At 45.4% G+C, this 17,109-nt stretch carries 14 protein-coding genes; all 14 read left to right on the top strand.

Features of this window, described 5'->3' with window-relative positions; genetic code table 11:
- Window positions 1–12: 12 nt before the first annotated feature.
- Complete coding sequence (locus tag WC227_02625; GenBank protein MFA6963585.1) at window positions 13–1,572, top strand: hypothetical protein; 1,560 nt, start codon at window positions 13–15, stop codon at window positions 1,570–1,572.
- Between the two features lie 91 nt (window positions 1,573–1,663).
- On the top strand, window positions 1,664–2,683 hold the full coding sequence (gene prfB / locus WC227_02630) for a peptide chain release factor 2 (protein MFA6963586.1): 1,020 nt from the start codon (window positions 1,664–1,666) through the stop codon (window positions 2,681–2,683).
- Window positions 2,684–2,696: 13 nt separating this feature from the next.
- Window positions 2,697–3,470 carry a hypothetical protein gene (locus WC227_02635; GenBank protein ID MFA6963587.1) on the top strand — a complete coding sequence of 258 codons (774 nt, stop codon included), beginning with the start codon at window positions 2,697–2,699 and terminating at the stop codon, window positions 3,468–3,470.
- 17 nt (window positions 3,471–3,487) lie between these two features.
- Complete coding sequence (locus tag WC227_02640; GenBank protein MFA6963588.1) at window positions 3,488–3,793, top strand: YbaB/EbfC family nucleoid-associated protein; 306 nt, start codon at window positions 3,488–3,490, stop codon at window positions 3,791–3,793.
- A gap of 89 nt (window positions 3,794–3,882) precedes the next feature.
- Window positions 3,883–4,485, top strand: coding sequence for an aminoacyl-tRNA hydrolase (gene pth, locus WC227_02645; protein MFA6963589.1), 603 nt, complete (start codon window positions 3,883–3,885; stop codon window positions 4,483–4,485).
- 131 nt (window positions 4,486–4,616) lie between these two features.
- A complete protein-coding gene (locus WC227_02650) occupies window positions 4,617–5,477 on the top strand; it encodes a hypothetical protein (GenBank protein ID MFA6963590.1) in 861 nt (286 codons plus the stop codon).
- Between the two features lie 294 nt (window positions 5,478–5,771).
- A complete protein-coding gene (gene rplJ / locus WC227_02655) occupies window positions 5,772–6,293 on the top strand; it encodes a 50S ribosomal protein L10 (GenBank protein ID MFA6963591.1) in 522 nt (173 codons plus the stop codon).
- A gap of 139 nt (window positions 6,294–6,432) precedes the next feature.
- Window positions 6,433–6,846 carry a 50S ribosomal protein L7/L12 gene (rplL, locus tag WC227_02660; GenBank protein MFA6963592.1) on the top strand — a complete coding sequence of 138 codons (414 nt, stop codon included), beginning with the start codon at window positions 6,433–6,435 and terminating at the stop codon, window positions 6,844–6,846.
- 144 nt (window positions 6,847–6,990) lie between these two features.
- Entirely contained in the window at window positions 6,991–7,668 is a 678-nt protein-coding gene (locus WC227_02665) for a hypothetical protein (protein MFA6963593.1), read from the top strand.
- A gap of 57 nt (window positions 7,669–7,725) precedes the next feature.
- The gene (gene tgt / locus WC227_02670) at window positions 7,726–8,844 is read left to right on the top strand and encodes a tRNA guanosine(34) transglycosylase Tgt (GenBank protein MFA6963594.1); all 1,119 of its coding nucleotides are present in this window, start codon (window positions 7,726–7,728) and stop codon (window positions 8,842–8,844) included.
- 808 nt (window positions 8,845–9,652) lie between these two features.
- Window positions 9,653–10,621 (top strand): hypothetical protein, encoded by a 969-nt coding sequence (locus WC227_02675; protein ID MFA6963595.1) that lies wholly within the window; start codon window positions 9,653–9,655, stop codon window positions 10,619–10,621.
- Between the two features lie 128 nt (window positions 10,622–10,749).
- Window positions 10,750–11,130, top strand: coding sequence for a hypothetical protein (locus tag WC227_02680; protein ID MFA6963596.1), 381 nt, complete (start codon window positions 10,750–10,752; stop codon window positions 11,128–11,130).
- 1 nt (window position 11,131) lies between these two features.
- Window positions 11,132–16,318, top strand: a complete 5,187-nt coding sequence (locus WC227_02685) for a hypothetical protein (protein MFA6963597.1) — start codon at window positions 11,132–11,134, stop codon at window positions 16,316–16,318.
- On the top strand, window positions 16,311–17,108 hold the full coding sequence (locus WC227_02690) for a hypothetical protein (protein ID MFA6963598.1): 798 nt from the start codon (window positions 16,311–16,313) through the stop codon (window positions 17,106–17,108). Before WC227_02685 ends, WC227_02690 begins: the two co-directional genes overlap by 8 nt.
- Window position 17,109: the final 1 nt, after the last annotated feature.

A 17,109-nucleotide genomic window follows, 5' to 3' on the forward strand; every position in this document is an offset into this window, starting at 1 on the left:
AAGAGAATTGTTATGAAAAATGTATTTACAAAATTAAAAGGGATCGCGGCCAGCGTGCTTTTCTTGGCCCTCTCCCTGGCGCCGCTCGGCAGCGCCAAAGCGGAAAGTCCACGCTTCAATTATTTGGATGGTGACCATCCTCTGATTTACGGCTTGAACTTGACCAAAAACGAGACTGAGCGAAAAACGGCTGTTACCGGCACTGCTGGCGACGTGTTCGAGATCGCTCTCTATTATCACAATGGCGTAGTCAACACGACAGCTCACAATACGAAGCTGAAGGTTGCCTTGCCAACTGAGACTATCAACAAGGGCGCGTTGCTTCGTAGCACATTGTGGGCTGATAACGCCGACACTGTGACTGCTGACATGACTGCAACTTTGGATTCTGACGCAAGTCTAGAATTCGTTCCTGGAACTTTGAAATGGTTTCCAAGCTATAAGACTGGTGACGCGCCAAGCGCATTGCCTGTAGGACAAGTTGAATCCAATTTGTTTCAGGATAGCGGTATCAACATCGGTGACGTCAATGGTTGCTGGGACTATAAGGGATATATTCTCTTTCAAGTCAAAACAGCCAAGATATTGCCCGGTGTCATCGTCCAGAACAAAATTGCCAAAAATATCACAACTGGTGAAACAGGTACTGATATCAAGGCAAATGCGGGCGACGTAATTGAGTACACATTGACTACTACGAACACTGGCGCACAGGACATCAGCGCTGTCATCTCTGATGATATCAGCGATATCCTAGAATATGCCGATGTTACCAATCTTCCTGCGAATGCAGAAGTCAAGAATGGGGTAATTAGTTTCAACACTAATGGCCCTATGTACTCGAAGACATTTGCTCCAGGAGCGGTAGAAAATGATGTTTTCAAAGTTAAGGTCAAAAGTCCGCTTCCAATGACTCCAGAGAGTGGTACTCACTTTGACTTTGTGATGTACAACCTCTTCGGAAACGTGGTCAATGTTCGTTTGCAGAAACCTGCACCGGGTGTTGCCAGTGTCAAAATGCAAAAAGATGTCCGTAACTTTACGGCCGGTGAAATCAACTTCGCTGATGAAATTTCAGCCAAGCCTGGTGATACACTGGAATACAAAATTTCTTTTCGCAATGATGGACAGGGCGTAGCTGATTCTGTAAGGATTACAGATATTCTGCCACTGTATACTCAGTTCATGTCCGGTACGACTGTAATGTCGATCAATGATGGTCAAGAGCACACGGTTGGCGATTTGCTAACTGGCGACGGAATCTTGATCGGTACCCTCAATCCAAATGATTTTGGCTATATCAAGTTCAAAGTTCTGACCAAGGCCACTTTGGCTGATGGCGAGAAACTTTTGAATACTGCCAATTTGAAATTTGGAACAGTAAGCCTGTCTGACACGGCTTTGACAAAAATTGCGGTAACGCAAACTGTCACTCCTGTTGCAGAAACAAGCTTGCCAAAGACCGGTGCCGAAAGCTGGATTTTAGCCCTACTTTTGGTCCCAGCTGCATACGCAGTACGCAAGTATTTGGAAAAGAGAAAAACTCTTAGCTACAAAATTGCAAACTACTAAGACAGTAAGCAAGTATAAAAAAGCCTCGACGCAAGTTGGGGCTTTTTTAGTGATCATTGATCATTGACCATTGATAACTTATAATAAAAAAATGGAAACACTCAGGAACAAACTAGAGGATTTGAGAAATTTCCTCAAAATCAGCGAGAAGAAAGAGGAGATCAAGACTCTAGAGGCAGAGATGCGAGAGCCGGCTTTTTGGCTTGAGGATGCAAGTGCCAATGACAAAAGTCGAAAGCTCAAAAACCTAAAAGACGAGATCTCTGGTTTTGATGAACTTTACCAGATGTCGGAAATCGCCGATGATGCAGAATTGGAGACTCTTCGACCCGAAATCGAGAGATTCGAGAAGTTGACTATTTTCTCAGGCAAATACGACCAGTATGACGCAATTCTAAACTTTTATGCTGGAGCCGGAGGAGACGACGCGCAGGACTGGACTGAGATGTTGCTTCGGATGTACCTGCGTTGGGCTGAGAACATGGGCATGAAGACCGAAATGATCTATGAATCACGTGGAGGCGAAGCCGGTATCAAAAGTGCGACTATCTCGATAGACGGCGCTTTTGCTTATGGCAATTTGAGACTCGAATCTGGTGTTCACAGGCTAGTGCGTCAATCGCCGTTTAACGCGAAGGCTTTGCGCCAAACTTCATTTGCCTTAGTCCAGGTACTGCCCAAAATTGAATCTGATTCTGACGTCGAGATTGATGCCAAAGATTTGAAAATTGACGTCTTCAGAGCCGGAGGACATGGCGGTCAGTCAGTCAACACAACTGATTCTGCGGTACGGATTACTCACTTGCCGACAAATATTGTGGTTTCTTGCCAGAACGAGAGAAGCCAATTGCAAAACAAAGAGAGCGCTATGAAGGTCTTGCGATCTCGCTTGGCACAATTACTTATCGATCAACACAAAGAAAGGATCGAGGACCTGAAGGGTGATTTTTCTTCTCCTGAGTGGGGAAACCAAATTCGATCATACGTATTGCACCCGTACAAAATGGTGAAGGATCATCGGACCAATGTCGAGACTTCAGATCCAGACAAGGTTTTGAGTGGGGGACTGGCCGAGTTTATCGAAGCGGAACTCAAGAGTTCGATTAACTGATAGGAGGGTGGTTATGGAAAAATTTCTACAATTAATTCATGTTGACCAGATCAGTCATTATTTTTCTGTCGGGATTAAGTCTCTAATGCCGACTAGTTTTAACGCTGGCAGGTATGAAATATTCATACTTATTATTTTAATATTTGCATTGGCCTCCGCTGTTGATTTTTTCTTGGTTCGATCGTTTTTTGGCAAAAATTACCGTCTCTTCGTAGCTCCTGGAGTTATCATTCATGAAATGTCGCACTTTTTGGCTTGTCTTTTGACCGGCGCCAAAGTAACCAAGGTTGTCGTATTCGATACATCTGGCGGGAGCGTAGAGCATGAAAAGCCGAGAATTCCAGTGATCGGTCAGGTCTTGATCTCTTTTGCACCCTTCATCATCGGCACCGGTATCATATATTTTATGTCCCTGCATTTGGGTCTCAAACCGGTTAACCTCAAGGAAATCGATCTTTCTGTCGGTGGTATTCTTTCCTATGCCAAGTCGATGGTATCACCAATCAATTTTGCTGATTGGAAAAACTGGCTGATCTTCTACATCGTCTTGAATGTAATTGTGACGATGACGCCGAGCAAGCAGGACTTCAAGAACATGGCTTTGCTATTGATTCTAATTCTCGTCGTGCTTGTTGCCGCTTTTAAATTCTTGCCCATGGCCGGATACTTTAGTTTTGTCCCGGTCGAGAAGATTACCATCCTGCTATCGTCAATAGTTTTATTGTTGATTTTTGCCCTGCTATTCAGTATTGTTTTATTCGCAGTGTCCAAGATTTTTAAAAAATAAGTTTGATTGGAGATACAATGGTTGATTTTGGAAAAATGAAAGATCTGTACGAATTACAGAAAAAGGCCAGAGCGGTACAAAAGGAACTGAAGGATGTTGAAGTTGAAGCTTCCAGCAATGACGGCTGGGTTACTGTAGTTTTTAACGGCGAACAACACATGACAGAGGTCAATATTGCTGAAGAAGCACTTCGACCAGAAAACAAGCGTGAAATTGAGAAAGATTTGAAGAATACGATTTCGCAGGCAATCTCTCGAGCCCAAGCAGTTGCGGCTGAGAAAATGAAGGATATCGCGGGCGGAATGGGAATACCAGGACTTTAGGCCTAGAAATTTCTAATTAATAATTTTTGATTTCTAATCAATTTATAATTATTAATTAATAATTGAATAAAAACTAAGAAATAGAAATTATGAAAATAATCGTAGGTCTTGGCAATCCGGGTAAGCAGTATGAAGGCACTCGCCACAATGCCGGTTTTGTATTTGTTGATGCACTCTCGAAATCAGACGAAATTACAGCAATAGGGGAGACACTTAATTTCAAGGCCGTAGCTAAGTTTGAAGCTGAAATTGCTGAGACTCAACTCAACGGCGAGAAGCTTATAGTGATCAAGCCGCAAACCTATATGAACTTATCTGGCAATTCTGTGGCGATGGTAATGCAATACTACAAAGCTGAGATTGCTGATCTTGTCGTGGTGTCTGATGATATCGATTTGCCTGTTGGTACAGCTCGAATTCGTCATGAGGGCTCGAGCGGCGGACAAAAAGGTTTGCAAAATATTATTGATATTCTTAGGTCGGATTCATTCTCGCGTCTCCGAATCGGAGTCAAGTCAGAGCTGAGTGGTGAGACTGATAATCCGACTTTTGACGCGGCCAATTTTGTCCTCAGCAAATTTTCAAAACAGGAAAAAGAACAGATCAATCAGATAATCGCCGAGTCGATCAAGTATCTCTTGCTTCATCTGGGTCAAAAGCAAGAGATCCCTGCTCACACCATCGAGATCTAAATAGTTGCTAAACTGATCAGAAAATGCTATAAATATAGTCTAATAATTTTATTTGTGGGAGCTTGTTTAGTCGACAAGTGTTATGACCACGATCCTCCGTCGCTAAAGCTATGGAGGACAAGAGGAGACAGATGCGTAATGAAATGAAGTCCGCCTCTGGCGGATCACAGAAGAAGGAACAGGACAAAGACGAGAAAATCGTCGAGCAGATCGAGGAAGAAGCCAAAGAGGAATTGACTGAGGCTGAGATCTTGAAGCAGGCCGAGGAACGTGAAAAAGAGCGCAAAGAGCTCGAAAAAGAAGAAAAAGCTGAGGCAAAGGCCTTGGCCAAAGAGCAAAAGGCTGAGGACCGCGAGGGAAAACTAGCTCGTAAAGCGACCGTTCGTGTCAAACCACGACATAGCAAAAAATACCGTGCTATCGCTGAGAAAGTAGAAGCTGGCAAAGAATACTCCGTTTCTGAAGCCATTGATTTGGCCCTAGAGACCAACCCTGCCAAATTTGATGCTACTGTTGAACTTCATGTTAAATTGAACGACAAAGAGAAAAATATTCGTGGTATGGTCGTCCTTCCTGGTGGCGTGACCAAAGAGAAGAAGGTTCTCGAAGTTACCGCAGAGAATGTTGACCAGGTAGTCAATGATGTTAAGTCTGGCAAAGTCGACTTCGATATTATGATTGCAGATATGAAAGTGATGCCAAAGCTCGCAGTATTGGCCAAGGTCTTGGGTCCAAAGGGACTTATGCCTTCACCAAAAGCCGGCACAGTTGTCGAGGACGTGAAGAAGGCAGCCGCCGAAATGAAGGGTGGCAAAGTTGAATTCCGTGCCGACAAACAGAACATCGTTCACATGGCTCTCGGCAAAATCTCATTTGGCGCCGAAAAAGTCAAAATGAATTATCAGGCTGTTATCGATCATATGCCAAAGAGAATCGATTCTATCTATCTTACAACTTCGATGGGTCCAAGCGTCAAAGTCGCCAAGAAATAAGAAAGCTAGTAAGCACTAAAGAATGCCGCCGAAGCAGAAATGCCGAGGCGGTTTTTTGTTGACACATCAGACAATTCTTGCTATATTAAATACATCCCAAGACCACCAGCCTTCGCTGAAGCTACGGCCGGCAAGCCAGCTAAGCGAAATAAGCCTTGTGCAGGAATACAATTCAGTTTATAAAGTTCATCAAGTTGAAAGTTATAAAGTTTATTGTGCATCCTGCGCTGGTCGCAGGAATTTTCGTTTTTACTCCCATAATTCATAATTCTTAATTCATAATTCGGATAAAAAATGGCAAAGACAAAAGCAAAAAAGGCAGAGTTGATCGACGCTCTCGACATTCAGCTTCAAAACGCCAAATCAGCAGTCATTGTTGATTACAAGGGCATGAAGGTGAAGGAAAGTGAAGAGCTTCGCAACATTTTACGCACCAAGGGTGTTCAGTTCCACGTGACCAAGAATACTTTGGTCAAGATCGCGCTGACCAAACATGGTATCGAATTTGACAATGAGATGTTCAAGAAACCAGTCGCTATCGCTTTCGCGATGGAAGACGAAGTCGCTCCAGCCAAAGAAATCGAACTTTATGCCAAGAAACATGAAGCAGTCGAGATCTTGGGCGGAATGCTTGAGAACAAGATGATTGATGCGGCTATGGTCAAGAGATTGGCACAGCTTCCAAGCAAAGATCAGATGCGCGCTCAATTGGTTGGCACATTGGCTGCTCCACTTTCTGGATTCGTCAATGTTATGGCTGGCAACTTGCGCGGCTTGGTACAGGTGCTTAAGGCTTACGGAGACAAACAAGCCTAACCAGAAAAGGATAACCCCAAAGGGGACCCTTTGGGTCGGATCGAACAGATAAGCAGATGGTACGAAAATCTGTTATCAGTAAAATCTGCCATCCGTTTCTGAATAATTTATTTATAAGAAATTAATATTAGGAGTTAACATGGAAGAGAAAACAGAAGTTGTTGTCCCAGAGAAATTCAAGGATCTCGTAGAGAAAATTGAAAAACTCTCAGTGCTTGATCTATCAGAACTTGTCAAAGTTCTTGAAGACAAATTTGGTGTTTCTGCTGCTGCCCCAATGATGATGGGCGCTATGCCTGCCGCTGGTGGTGCCGCTGCTGCTGAGCCAGAAGAGGAAAAGACTGCATTTGACCTTATCCTTACCGCTGCTGGTGCACAGAAAATCGGTGTGATCAAAGCTGTTCGCGAGATCAAACCTGACCTAGGCCTCAAAGAAGCCAAGGACTTGGTTGACGCCGCTCCAAAAGAAGTTTTGAAGGGTGCCAAGAAAGAGGACGTCGAAGCTGCTAAAGCCAAATTAGAGGCCGCAGGCGCAACTGTCGAAGTAAAATAATTATTCAGCATATAAGCTAATAAGCTCGTAAGCTGGTAAAAAATAGAAAAGAGTCCCGAAGGGGGCTCTTTTTGTTATGCAAGTCAATTCCTCCTTGTCAAAATAGTCTAAAAGTGGTAAAAGGATTGAAGTGAGGTGACTGTAATGAACATAGACTCAAAAATCGTGAGAACGATTCGCGAAGAGACTGGGTATTTTCGAACCACCTTGATTGGTTTGCCCTATGAGGATTTGCCTGAGCCCGCTCAGGGATTGCTTCATGCGGTTGATGATCTTCTCAACAAGGCATGTTCACTTGGGTTGACTAATTCGTTTGGGGGCCTTGCCCCAGGAGAAACAGAGATTGCAATGCGTTGCATCACCCAGGCGGTGGTGGAAGAAATTAGCCAACTCATGGCCGAATATGGCTCCATGATGTCGAGAGGCGCGTATGCAAGCTTAGTGCAGATTGTCGGTCGTCTTAACGGCGTTTCTCAAGTTGAAGGACCATTGCGTCTGAACGAAAGACATCCCTACAAGCCGATCCCGTATGATTGTCTCCTTGACGAGGAAGCTTCATATCTCGTAGGAATGCAGTTGGTGGGTATGGGTAATCTGATGAAACGTGTTCACAACCAGCTTTGCGTTCGCCGACCGGCGCATTTATCTCAAGCTGACGCAGAGGGCGTGTATCTCAGGTTCCAGTTGATAATAAAGTCTGTCATGGGCGATATGGCGCACAGGATGACCGACGATGTCTTCAGCGACACTTACTATGATTTGGGCGAGAAAATTACTCGCGTCGTCAAATTATTTGACAAACTTATCCTGACCAGGACTTGAGGTTTCGACCAAAGCCCTGGTTTTTTAATTAGTCAAAATATGCTATAAGTATATGTTATGAGTTTCAAATTGATCAAAAAATTAGACAACGGTGTTCGCGTTGGCGAGCTTACGACGCCTCATGGTGCTATCGAGACGCCCTTTTTCATGCCGGTTGGTACGGTAGGAAGCGTCAAATCTGTTTCGCCTTGGGAGCTAGAAACTCTTGGCGCGCAGATTGTGCTTTCCAATACTTATCATCTCTATCTTCGCCCAGGCGAGAAATTGGTCAAAGACCTCGGCGGACTTCACAAGTTCATGGGCTGGGACAAGCCAATTCTGACTGATTCGGGCGGATATCAGGTCTTTAGCTTGGCCAAGAACTCGGATTTGGTCAAAATTACCGAGGACGGAGTAGAGTTCAAGTCTCATCTGGACGGCTCGAAGCATTTCTTCACCCCAGAGAAGGTGATTGATATCCAGCTCGATCTTGGTGTCGACATACTGATGCCGCTTGACGTTTGTCCTTCGGGCACGGCGAGCAAGGAAGAGATCGAAGAAGCGGTACGACTGACAATTGCTTGGGCCAAACGAGCCAAAGTATATTTTGAATCAAAGGTCTCTGGCCTCCCATCTGGCAAGAGGCCGATGCTCCACGGAATCGTGCAAGGTGGGTTAGATAAAGATCTACGCAAATACTGCGCCGAGGAACTCATCAAATTAGATTTTGACGGATATTCTGTCGGCGGCCTGGCCGTTGATCTGGAAACTCGCGAGATGTGGGATACTGTTAAGCTGATGGGGGAGATACTACCGGAAAATAAACAGCGTTATCTTATGGGCGTCGGTACGCCAGATGATATCATCACCGCTACCAAGCTGGGCATGGACATGTTTGATTGTGTCTTGCCGACGCGACTGGCTCGCCATGGCGCGGTTTACGCGCCAGTCGAAAGTCGAAAGTCGAAAGTCGAAAATAAGAAATATGAACTCATGAATCTTTTGAATAACAAATTCAGAACCGATGGGGGAGTGATCGACGAAAATTGTGGCTGTGAAGGATGTAAGAGGGGACTGTCCCGTGCCTATATTTCCCACCTACTTCGCTCCAACGAAATTCTCGGCCTTCACCTAGCCAGCCTGCACAATCTCTGGCAGTACCTCGAACTCATGAGGAAATTGCGCAATAATGCCTAAACCGGCGTGAGCGTGCGTGGAGAGGAGCGGCGTTTAATCACGCCGTTCTTTTCGTGCATAGCGCTATATCTATAGTATGAGGCTGAGATTAAGCTGGCGTGAATCACGCCCTTGACACACTATATATGGGATGCTATAATGCTTAGTTCTGAGGGTAGAGAAGAGCTCACCCCCAGAAGGAAAAAATTATACATCCTTTAGACTTTACAGACTTTACGACTTCCGACTTCTCTTGCGGTAGCGTGCTGGTAGTAGCTCATGGGTACCCCCTCCACCTGTGAGACCACTATTATCAGCACAGTACCGCAAATCCAGCACGAATCACGAGTAAGGTGCTTGACAAAGTATTTACAACATGGTATAATGTTCACATGACGATTGGAAATTGAATCGTCGCACCAAACAATTTTCTTCACTTAAGTTTCTGCAATCAATCAACGCATACGAGGGTATGAGGGACGATAGATTGAAAGCATATACTACAAAAATGCAGCGGTAGTGTCCTGCATAATTCACTCTCTTGATTTATCAAGAGAACATGGGTACCCCCTCCACCCGTGTCGAGTTATGCAGAACAGTGCCGCTATTTTTAAACCGAAAGTTCGGTTTAAATAATGGATTACAGATTTTCCAAATTACAGATTACGAATATCCTGAATCCTTAACAGCGACACAAATAGTACTTTAACAACTATATATAGACATTGTCTCAGCGAAGAGCTGCCAACTATTGGCATCTGCTTGCTGAGACAAAAAAACGAACCCAGCCCGATCCGAATAGGACGGAATTTACATAAGGAGAATGGCTATGAAAAAGTTATTCACCATCACTTTGACCGCCCTTATCATGTTGGCGGCTGGACTATCACCTGTTTTCGGACAGGTTCCTGCGGACACAACCCCCGCAACAATCAATTCTATTCCCGTAGATGCAACGAAAATTGAACCTGTCGGAAACGGCAAGCTCAAAATTACGAAGAAAGATGGAGATATTGTTTATATCACCATCAGCAATACGCAGAATAACATTTCACCGAAGGCCCAAGTGGCACCACCGGTAATCCAGAAAGTTTACATCACCAAGCGGACTCAGGTTCGCAAGGTGAGCAATTCTCGACCGGCAGCGAAAGCTCAGCCGAAACCGCAAAGGCAGGCGCTCGTTGCGCCAGAGAAAAAGGAGAAGAATATGGAAAATGTAGCTGTAACAGCAATCGTCCTCCCTTGGTGGGGTTGGATAATCGTAGGGATCGCAATTTTCGCAATACTGCGACCACGCGAGTTCAGGACTGCCGTCCGAGCGCTGACCAATGTAAACCACTTGATCGATGACCGAATTTCGGTCCATCGCCAGGGGTTCGGGTCGCTTACGACTCACACCACTGCGGATTCGGAGACTCGAATTTATGATCCCATCGAAAAAACTGAGCTTGAGTGCGAAGCACTCCAAGTGAAGTACGAGAGTCGGGCGCGCATTGTGGAGGCGAAAGCCGATGCAGACATCGCGCGGAGCTTGCTCCGAGCGAAGATGCTTAAGTCGCTCGAAAGCGACGACACCACTCCTGCACCGCGCCGGCTCGTGCCGGACACTCACAGCGACGAAGAAATGCGAAGGGCGCGCCGTGAAAAGCGTGCACACGATCGCGAGGAAGCGGAGAAAAAGATCATTGCTGACGAAAAGGCGGCAGAGGATGCCAGGAAGGCAACCGAAGCCGCTAAGTTAGCGGCAAAGAACAAAAACAAAGGGAACCAGCCACCAGCTGGAGCACAAGTAACTTAAGTAGAGGGGAATCGGCCGACATCACTTGATGCCGGCCTTTTCCATACCCAAAAAATTGTATATAATATAAACTAGGTTATAATATATTTATATCAAATATAATCTTTTGAGCTAACGGAGGGAGTCCAATGGTCAATATTGCTGAAGATCAGCAGGTAAAAGATATCATAGAGAAGGATATTTTTGTTTTGCTAAAAGCAGAAAATCTTTCTGACGAGCAAAAAGCTATCCTCATGGCGAAGCTTACGGATGAGGCAAATCTACGGATCCTGATCCATGTTGATGAAATGCTTGCCGACTCTGCCAAGACAGAGTTCAAGCGAATAGTGAGCGAAGGCGATAGCGAAATGTTATCCGCCTTTTTTGTTGCCAACAATATCGATATTGCGATGATATTTGCTGACATTGCTCTGCAACTGAAAGCGGAAGTGGTAGCATACAACAATTACCTGACAACTTCTGCCAAAGTTTTGGCTACCTCTGCAAAGCAAGTTAAGGGAGACAAATAATATGCCAGGGCCAGAAGGCATTCCTTTAGACGATCTGGGTTTAGATCTTGGTGATCCGATGCATCTACCTGGCGATGTTGATTTTGTTGATGACAAGCCTATCAGTGTTGACAGGTCTGACCTTCGTCTGGAGGCAACTATGGCGAAGGCTGCCCTTCACGCTAAGACAGAGAAGGGCAAACGCGAGACCAGTGAAGCCAAGAGGAAAGAAGAGGTATTCAAGACTATATTTGGTACGATCGAAAATATCGGTATATTTAGGGACGCAGATAAGGATCGACGGGCACAAAGCTACGGAAAGTCCTGGATTGGAGATTTCAACAGGTCGCTGGCAGGTGTTAAGACCAAGAATTCAGAGGGTATTTATACTGGCCAGACAGTTGGACAGGAAATTGAAACTAAGGCCAAGAAAATCGCACTCAAGACTGTTGTTACGATAGCAATCGGTGCAGGAATCGCATCGATATTTGGTGGCGTTAGCATCCCTATTATATTGGTGGGTGCTGCTGGCGGGGCAATTGTCAGAGGGGTGAACGAAGCTCGCCGGATTTGGAATGGCAAAGAGCGAAATATGAGGGGTGAGATAGAGGCCGCCAATGAAGCAGTTATCCAGGAGATCGATAAACTAATTGGTGACGCCGCTCTCAAGTATATGGAGCTCGAAGAGGCGCATCTTGGCGAGGAAGGATATCAACCAGACGCTGACCCAGAATTTCAAGCAATATTATATAGAGCAATTGATTTGGCTCATGATGATACGAAGCGAAAGGTGAAGGTCGTAAAAGTTCCGATTGGCCCTGATATGACCAAGACGAGGAAGGAGTATGTAGTAGTTGACCCAAGCGAAGAGCCTCCGGCGGCTGCCGAGACAGCGGCTCCTGCGGCCGATGGGACTACTCCGGCTCCTGAAGCAGCCAAAGATCCAAAGGTATTTACGGTCGCCGAGAAGGAAGCAGAGCTTCGTAAACTTGAGAAGAAAAATGAATCTATATCCGATTGGTGTGCTACGATTGGTAGCCTTGGCACATCTATAGTGGCCAAGGTCTTCGCCGGTGCGAAGATGGCAGAGACTGCGGCAAGCCAGGGTGCCAACGCGATTGAAGCACAGCTGAGGGCGGGCGAGCAAGTTGCGAATATTGATCTAAACGGCGACAACATAAAACATACGATTGAATTGGCACGAGATCAGGCAACTCAAAAGATTACCGATACAGTGATATTCCTCAAGGAAGCAGGCAAGGATCTGATGGGCGCAGCCAAGGATGCTCCGAATTACAATCCTTGGGTCAATGACATAATCAATAAGGCTGGCGAGCACTGGCATACTGTCAGCGAAGCCGCCAATGATCTTACCCAAGTCATAGACATCATCAAGCACAATTTAATCAGTGCCGAATTGCACAAGCAGCTCGTGACTGTTTGGGCAACTGGTGCTGCAGGACTATTGGCAACTCTTGGTAATAGCTGGGGTAGGGAAGCGACTCAAAACCTAGAAAAAGCCCAAGAAGAGCAATCAGTCGAACATGGTCAGGTTGTTGCAGGGATGAAGAAAATTCTGCCCAAGCCGATTCCGGAAACTTCTGTCGAGCCAGTGATCGAGACTCCTCCTGAGGAGATTATTACTCCTGCAGAAAAACTGAAGCTTGCTGAGGCGGCTGGCCTCGTCTTCACTGTGACAGCGGAGTATTATTTCGAGAGAGATGGCAAAGGCTTCGATCTTGATAAGGGTGATCGTGCCGTCATATTGGATGAGGATGATTTGGGCACATGCAAAATTGCTTTTTATAGCGCCGATGGAGAAGAGAAATTTCCAGAGAAAACATTCATTTTTGACGCGGAAGAAGCAGATCTTATTTTTGGTGCTGGCTGGTCTGAAGAGAGAAGAGCGGAAAGAGAGTCTTCTGATGATGACGGAGATCCAGATGCCCACGTCGACCAAGATGAAACTGATCAGTCAGAGATGGACAAGACTGACGCAGAATTTGCCACGGAGATGCATGAAAAATACAAAAACACAGAGTTAGAACTGACTCTCGATGAAGATGGCAAAGTTACCAAAATCGGCAAGGATAATTGGCCCAAGAATAGAGAGAACAGCGGAGTCTGTGAGAACGCGAATACTCCAAACGGCCGATATAAAGTCAAGATTTCAAATATTGAGTCTGTCAAAGATAGTATTAATGTGAAGTTTGATCTGAAAGAGCAAGAGCTGGGAGCCGGATTCGAGGGCTATACCCACGCTGGATTCCTTAAGTCTGATATGTCAGATGGTATTCCTCAAACGATAATCTTCGGGGCTAGCGCAAACGTACGTGAGATTGTATTGCTCGACAAAGGTGGCAAGAAGTGGAAGGTACAATCTGCCGTTGGCGATGATAAGCTCGCCATCGTCGACTGTAACCCTGACGGAACACTAGGGGACAAGAAGCACAACCCGACCGTGAGCCAAATCAAAGAAGTTTTCATTGAGTGGTATCACAAAGAAAAACCTACGGTCAAGCCTCCTGAGAAGAAAAAACCAGAGGCTTTGCCCACGGAATTCACTGATAAGTTTACCGAGAGCGGCAAGATAGATTCTGATGCGTTTATAGACGCTATCGAAGCAGACTATTTCGATAGAAATATTAATGGCGGGAATGGTGGCCGTGTAGTAGTGGATTATGGTGGCGGCGTCGCATCGTTATTCCAGAAAATTGGGGAGGATCAATATGAAGTTTATGATTTCGACCTTGAGAAATCAGATATAATCGCAGGTCAGTCGCCCAAGCCTCGCAATAGGGGTGATATCGAAGTAAATCAGAGTAACAAAGTCGGGAAGTTATGGCTCGAGAAGAGCTATTTCGGCACCGACTCGTTCAAGAAGAATTGGGCTACTGAGAAGACACTTAACGAATTAGATGTAAACAGCGTGGTTCATTTGAGTGACAATATTACGGCCACTGTCCCGAAAGAGCCGGGCGCACCAAGCGTTGGTATGGCTGGTTTGTCATTTAAAATATCGATGGTTGAACGTCAGACAGGCACTCTTGACCAATTTACATGCGAAATTGTTGGCAATCCCGACAAAGTGGACAAAGCATTCGAAGGGTATGTTTTTCTGGGCGGTATCTTGGACGTTAAAGCTACAATCAACAGAAAAGTCATGAAGAGAATTTTGGAAGGTGATTCTCTCTCGTTTCCCCTAAAACTCGAGAAGAAGAAAGAAACGGTTCCTGCCGCCGATGTAGAGAAGAGATTAGCCGAGCTACAAGTTGGCGAAGAATTACCCATTGGCGATTCTATGAAGATTGAAGTGGAAGATGGCCCGACTGTCTTTCTCAAGGGACTGAAATACAAGATTACGAAATTGCCTTTTTTCGATGGTCGCGATCGTGATCAATTTTCTGGTCATATGGTGAGCGAGAATCCCGAGAATCTTGAGAAAATAAATAGTGAATTTTCGGAATATGAATTTTCGGCGATTGAGAATATTTCGTTCGGGATAACCATACCAGGGATAAAGAAAAGTCTTGCCGGCAAAGAAGTAATTTTCAGCTATACAAAAGATGAAGTAAAGAAGAAGGTTGAGAAGCCAGCGACCAAGGATGAAGAGACTGATCCAAACGCAAAAGAAGCGAAGGAGAAAATCAATCAAATCCTGGAGCTATCGACCAAGCTGGGTGCTCTCAAAACGAAAGTTGCCAAGCAAATAGAGGCATCAGTGGATAGGCTTACTAAATTAAATGCCAATCCCGATCGCATCAAGTCCTTGGAGATCATCGGACGAAAATTAGACCGTGTGGATCCAACGAAAATTGATGAGAAAATGACAAAGGCGGTGAAAGCCAGCCGTAAAAAAATTGATGAATACAAAGCTTTTCCGGAAGGCTTAATTGATTCTTACAAAGTTAAAGAGATACAGTCTGTCCGCTCCAAGTACTTTGAATCGCTTGACGAATTTGTTGGCATATATAATGACTTTTTGGGATCGCTTGAGCATGCTGATACCGACGAAGAAAAGGCCGAATTTATTTCACTCTCTAGTGAACTGAAGGCCGAGATTGAGAAGCTTGGGCTTGTCAGTGTCGAAGCCAAGACGGGGGACAAATGTGATTATTCAACAATGGAGGCCTCAGAAGGATCCGAGACGGGTGACGAGAAATACAAAGGTAAGGAGATTGTCGAGCGCGTGATTAAGCAAGGGTTTATCTTCGACGGCAGTCTTCAGCTTCACGATGGTAAGCTAGGCGATGTTGCAAAAGCAGCACAAGTTACTGTCTACAAATATGTTGAGGGGGGAGAGACTCCGCCTGTGCTCGAAAATAAAGCAGTGATTCCAATCGAGAAGTTGCAAGAGAATGTGCCTGCAGGTTTTCGGTTGTATGGCCGTGCAGAATTTTATCAGGATGATATAGCTGAAGCGCTGGATTCCGTTGATTCTGAAGCAGATGAACCTGTTCCGACTCTGAAAGCAAAGCCGTTGCTCTACGGCGATGGCGACAAATTCTGGATTATTATACCTGAAGACGGCAAATTCAATCGATATTCGCTGGATAAGGATTTCAATATTGTTGGAGAGGCTGAAATATTAACCGTTGACAATTTCAAGCCCAAGAAAGAAATCGTTGCGTTATACAGGGATAAATTGACTTCCGAGAAAGCTGATGAGGATATCCGGGAACTGGTCGAAGGTAGCGTGGTCCCCCTGGGCTACAATGTTCGCGTTGAAGTAGGGGGCGGCAAATATTGGACTTTTTCGCCGTCATTCTCTGTCCGTGTGACTCAGATTGTGCCGAATTCGAACGAATCCACACCAGCTGGCCCCATTGAATTCTATAATACTGAAATCATGCTTGTGAACGAAGTTCAAGAAGAGATGGCGGAATTTGATGAAGAAGCAAATATATATGTCAATAAATATGGTAATAATGTAAGACTTCGCTTTAGCCCTGAGCAGATGAGAGACGTCTTGATTGGCAATAATGTAACGCTAACAGAAGACAACGTTATCAAGGGCACTCCTGTGGCAGAAGAAATTTCCAAAGAAGCCGCCGATAACTCTGATATCAAGGAATTGGCCGAAGTTGCCAATGACCAGAACGACGCATACGCGAACCAGAGGAAGAAGAAAAAGAAAAATGATACTAAACCGCCAGGGCTGGAAGACAAATCAAAGAGTGCAGAGAATGATTTGGGGCTAAATGGATAATATCAACGCAAACAATACAGAATTACGTTTTCAATCGATCAAGGAGCTCGAGGGGAATGAGCGACTCCTTGCTCTAATTGTCAACCAAATCATGGCTATGAATGAATGGATCGAAGAGATCCATAAGTTTGAAGCCGAAGCCAAAGTCGAAACAGTGCACACGAAGCGGGTTGCTGAGACGCCTGGCGCCCACACACTTGACCATGGGCGTGTGGTGGCTCATGCCTCAAAAATTGAGGAAAGCGCGAAGAAAGATCTTCGAGGTTATCACGCTAGATTGAATAAATTGAAAAGAGCGTTGGCTACAAATCTTGCTCACCTGTTCAGGGATCTGTCGGCTGAGGGTGACGCGGAGCAAGCTAGGGTTCGGATTCAGGGATTTCTCCAATCAATCAGCGACGAGAAAGCCCGTGTAGACATGGCCGAGCATCGTTATCCAAATGAAATCGAAAAGCTTAGTATTTATAATGCGCTGGCCAAGAGAGTCGAGGAGTCACGCAAACCGAAAGTTGTCGAACTAGAGGCGAAGGTAGCTGAGGCCGCGCCAAATCTAACCCCAGCATCTGTCGAGCCGCCTGCAGTTGTGGAAGACCCAGTTATCCCACCACCAGTTGTAGCCGAGGAATCAGTCAAAGTGGGTGATACTCCACCGGCGGGAGCGACTCCGTTTGTTGACGACGAGCCGGTTGAGGACAAGATTAGCCAGATCGAAAAAATGGGGTCCATATATGAGCTTACGACCAAACAGCTTGCACCATATTACCCTGGTGAAATAGAAAAAGCAGCATAAA

The organism is Patescibacteria group bacterium, from assembly GCA_041671645.1.
GTDB lineage: Bacteria > Patescibacteriota > UBA1384 > XYA2-FULL-43-10 > 1-14-0-10-43-13 > JBAZBD01.

Excerpts from the sequence above, each read along its gene's own strand:
- WC227_02665 (MFA6963593.1), top strand. The coding sequence starts at position 6,991 with ATGAACATAGACTCAAAAATCGTGAGAACGATTCGCGAAGAGACTGGG.
- rplL (MFA6963592.1), top strand. The coding sequence starts at position 6,433 with ATGGAAGAGAAAACAGAAGTTGTTGTCCCAGAGAAATTCAAGGATCTC.
- rplJ (MFA6963591.1), top strand. The coding sequence starts at position 5,772 with ATGGCAAAGACAAAAGCAAAAAAGGCAGAGTTGATCGACGCTCTCGAC.
- WC227_02635 (MFA6963587.1), top strand. The coding sequence starts at position 2,697 with ATGGAAAAATTTCTACAATTAATTCATGTTGACCAGATCAGTCATTAT.
- WC227_02675 (MFA6963595.1), top strand. The coding sequence starts at position 9,653 with ATGAAAAAGTTATTCACCATCACTTTGACCGCCCTTATCATGTTGGCG.
- tgt (MFA6963594.1), top strand. The coding sequence starts at position 7,726 with ATGAGTTTCAAATTGATCAAAAAATTAGACAACGGTGTTCGCGTTGGC.
- WC227_02650 (MFA6963590.1), top strand. The coding sequence starts at position 4,617 with ATGCGTAATGAAATGAAGTCCGCCTCTGGCGGATCACAGAAGAAGGAA.
- WC227_02685 (MFA6963597.1), top strand. The coding sequence starts at position 11,132 with ATGCCAGGGCCAGAAGGCATTCCTTTAGACGATCTGGGTTTAGATCTT.
- WC227_02680 (MFA6963596.1), top strand. The coding sequence starts at position 10,750 with ATGGTCAATATTGCTGAAGATCAGCAGGTAAAAGATATCATAGAGAAG.
- pth (MFA6963589.1), top strand. The coding sequence starts at position 3,883 with ATGAAAATAATCGTAGGTCTTGGCAATCCGGGTAAGCAGTATGAAGGC.
- prfB (MFA6963586.1), top strand. The coding sequence starts at position 1,664 with ATGGAAACACTCAGGAACAAACTAGAGGATTTGAGAAATTTCCTCAAA.
- WC227_02690 (MFA6963598.1), top strand. The coding sequence starts at position 16,311 with ATGGATAATATCAACGCAAACAATACAGAATTACGTTTTCAATCGATC.
- WC227_02640 (MFA6963588.1), top strand. The coding sequence starts at position 3,488 with ATGGTTGATTTTGGAAAAATGAAAGATCTGTACGAATTACAGAAAAAG.
- WC227_02625 (MFA6963585.1), top strand. The coding sequence starts at position 13 with ATGAAAAATGTATTTACAAAATTAAAAGGGATCGCGGCCAGCGTGCTT.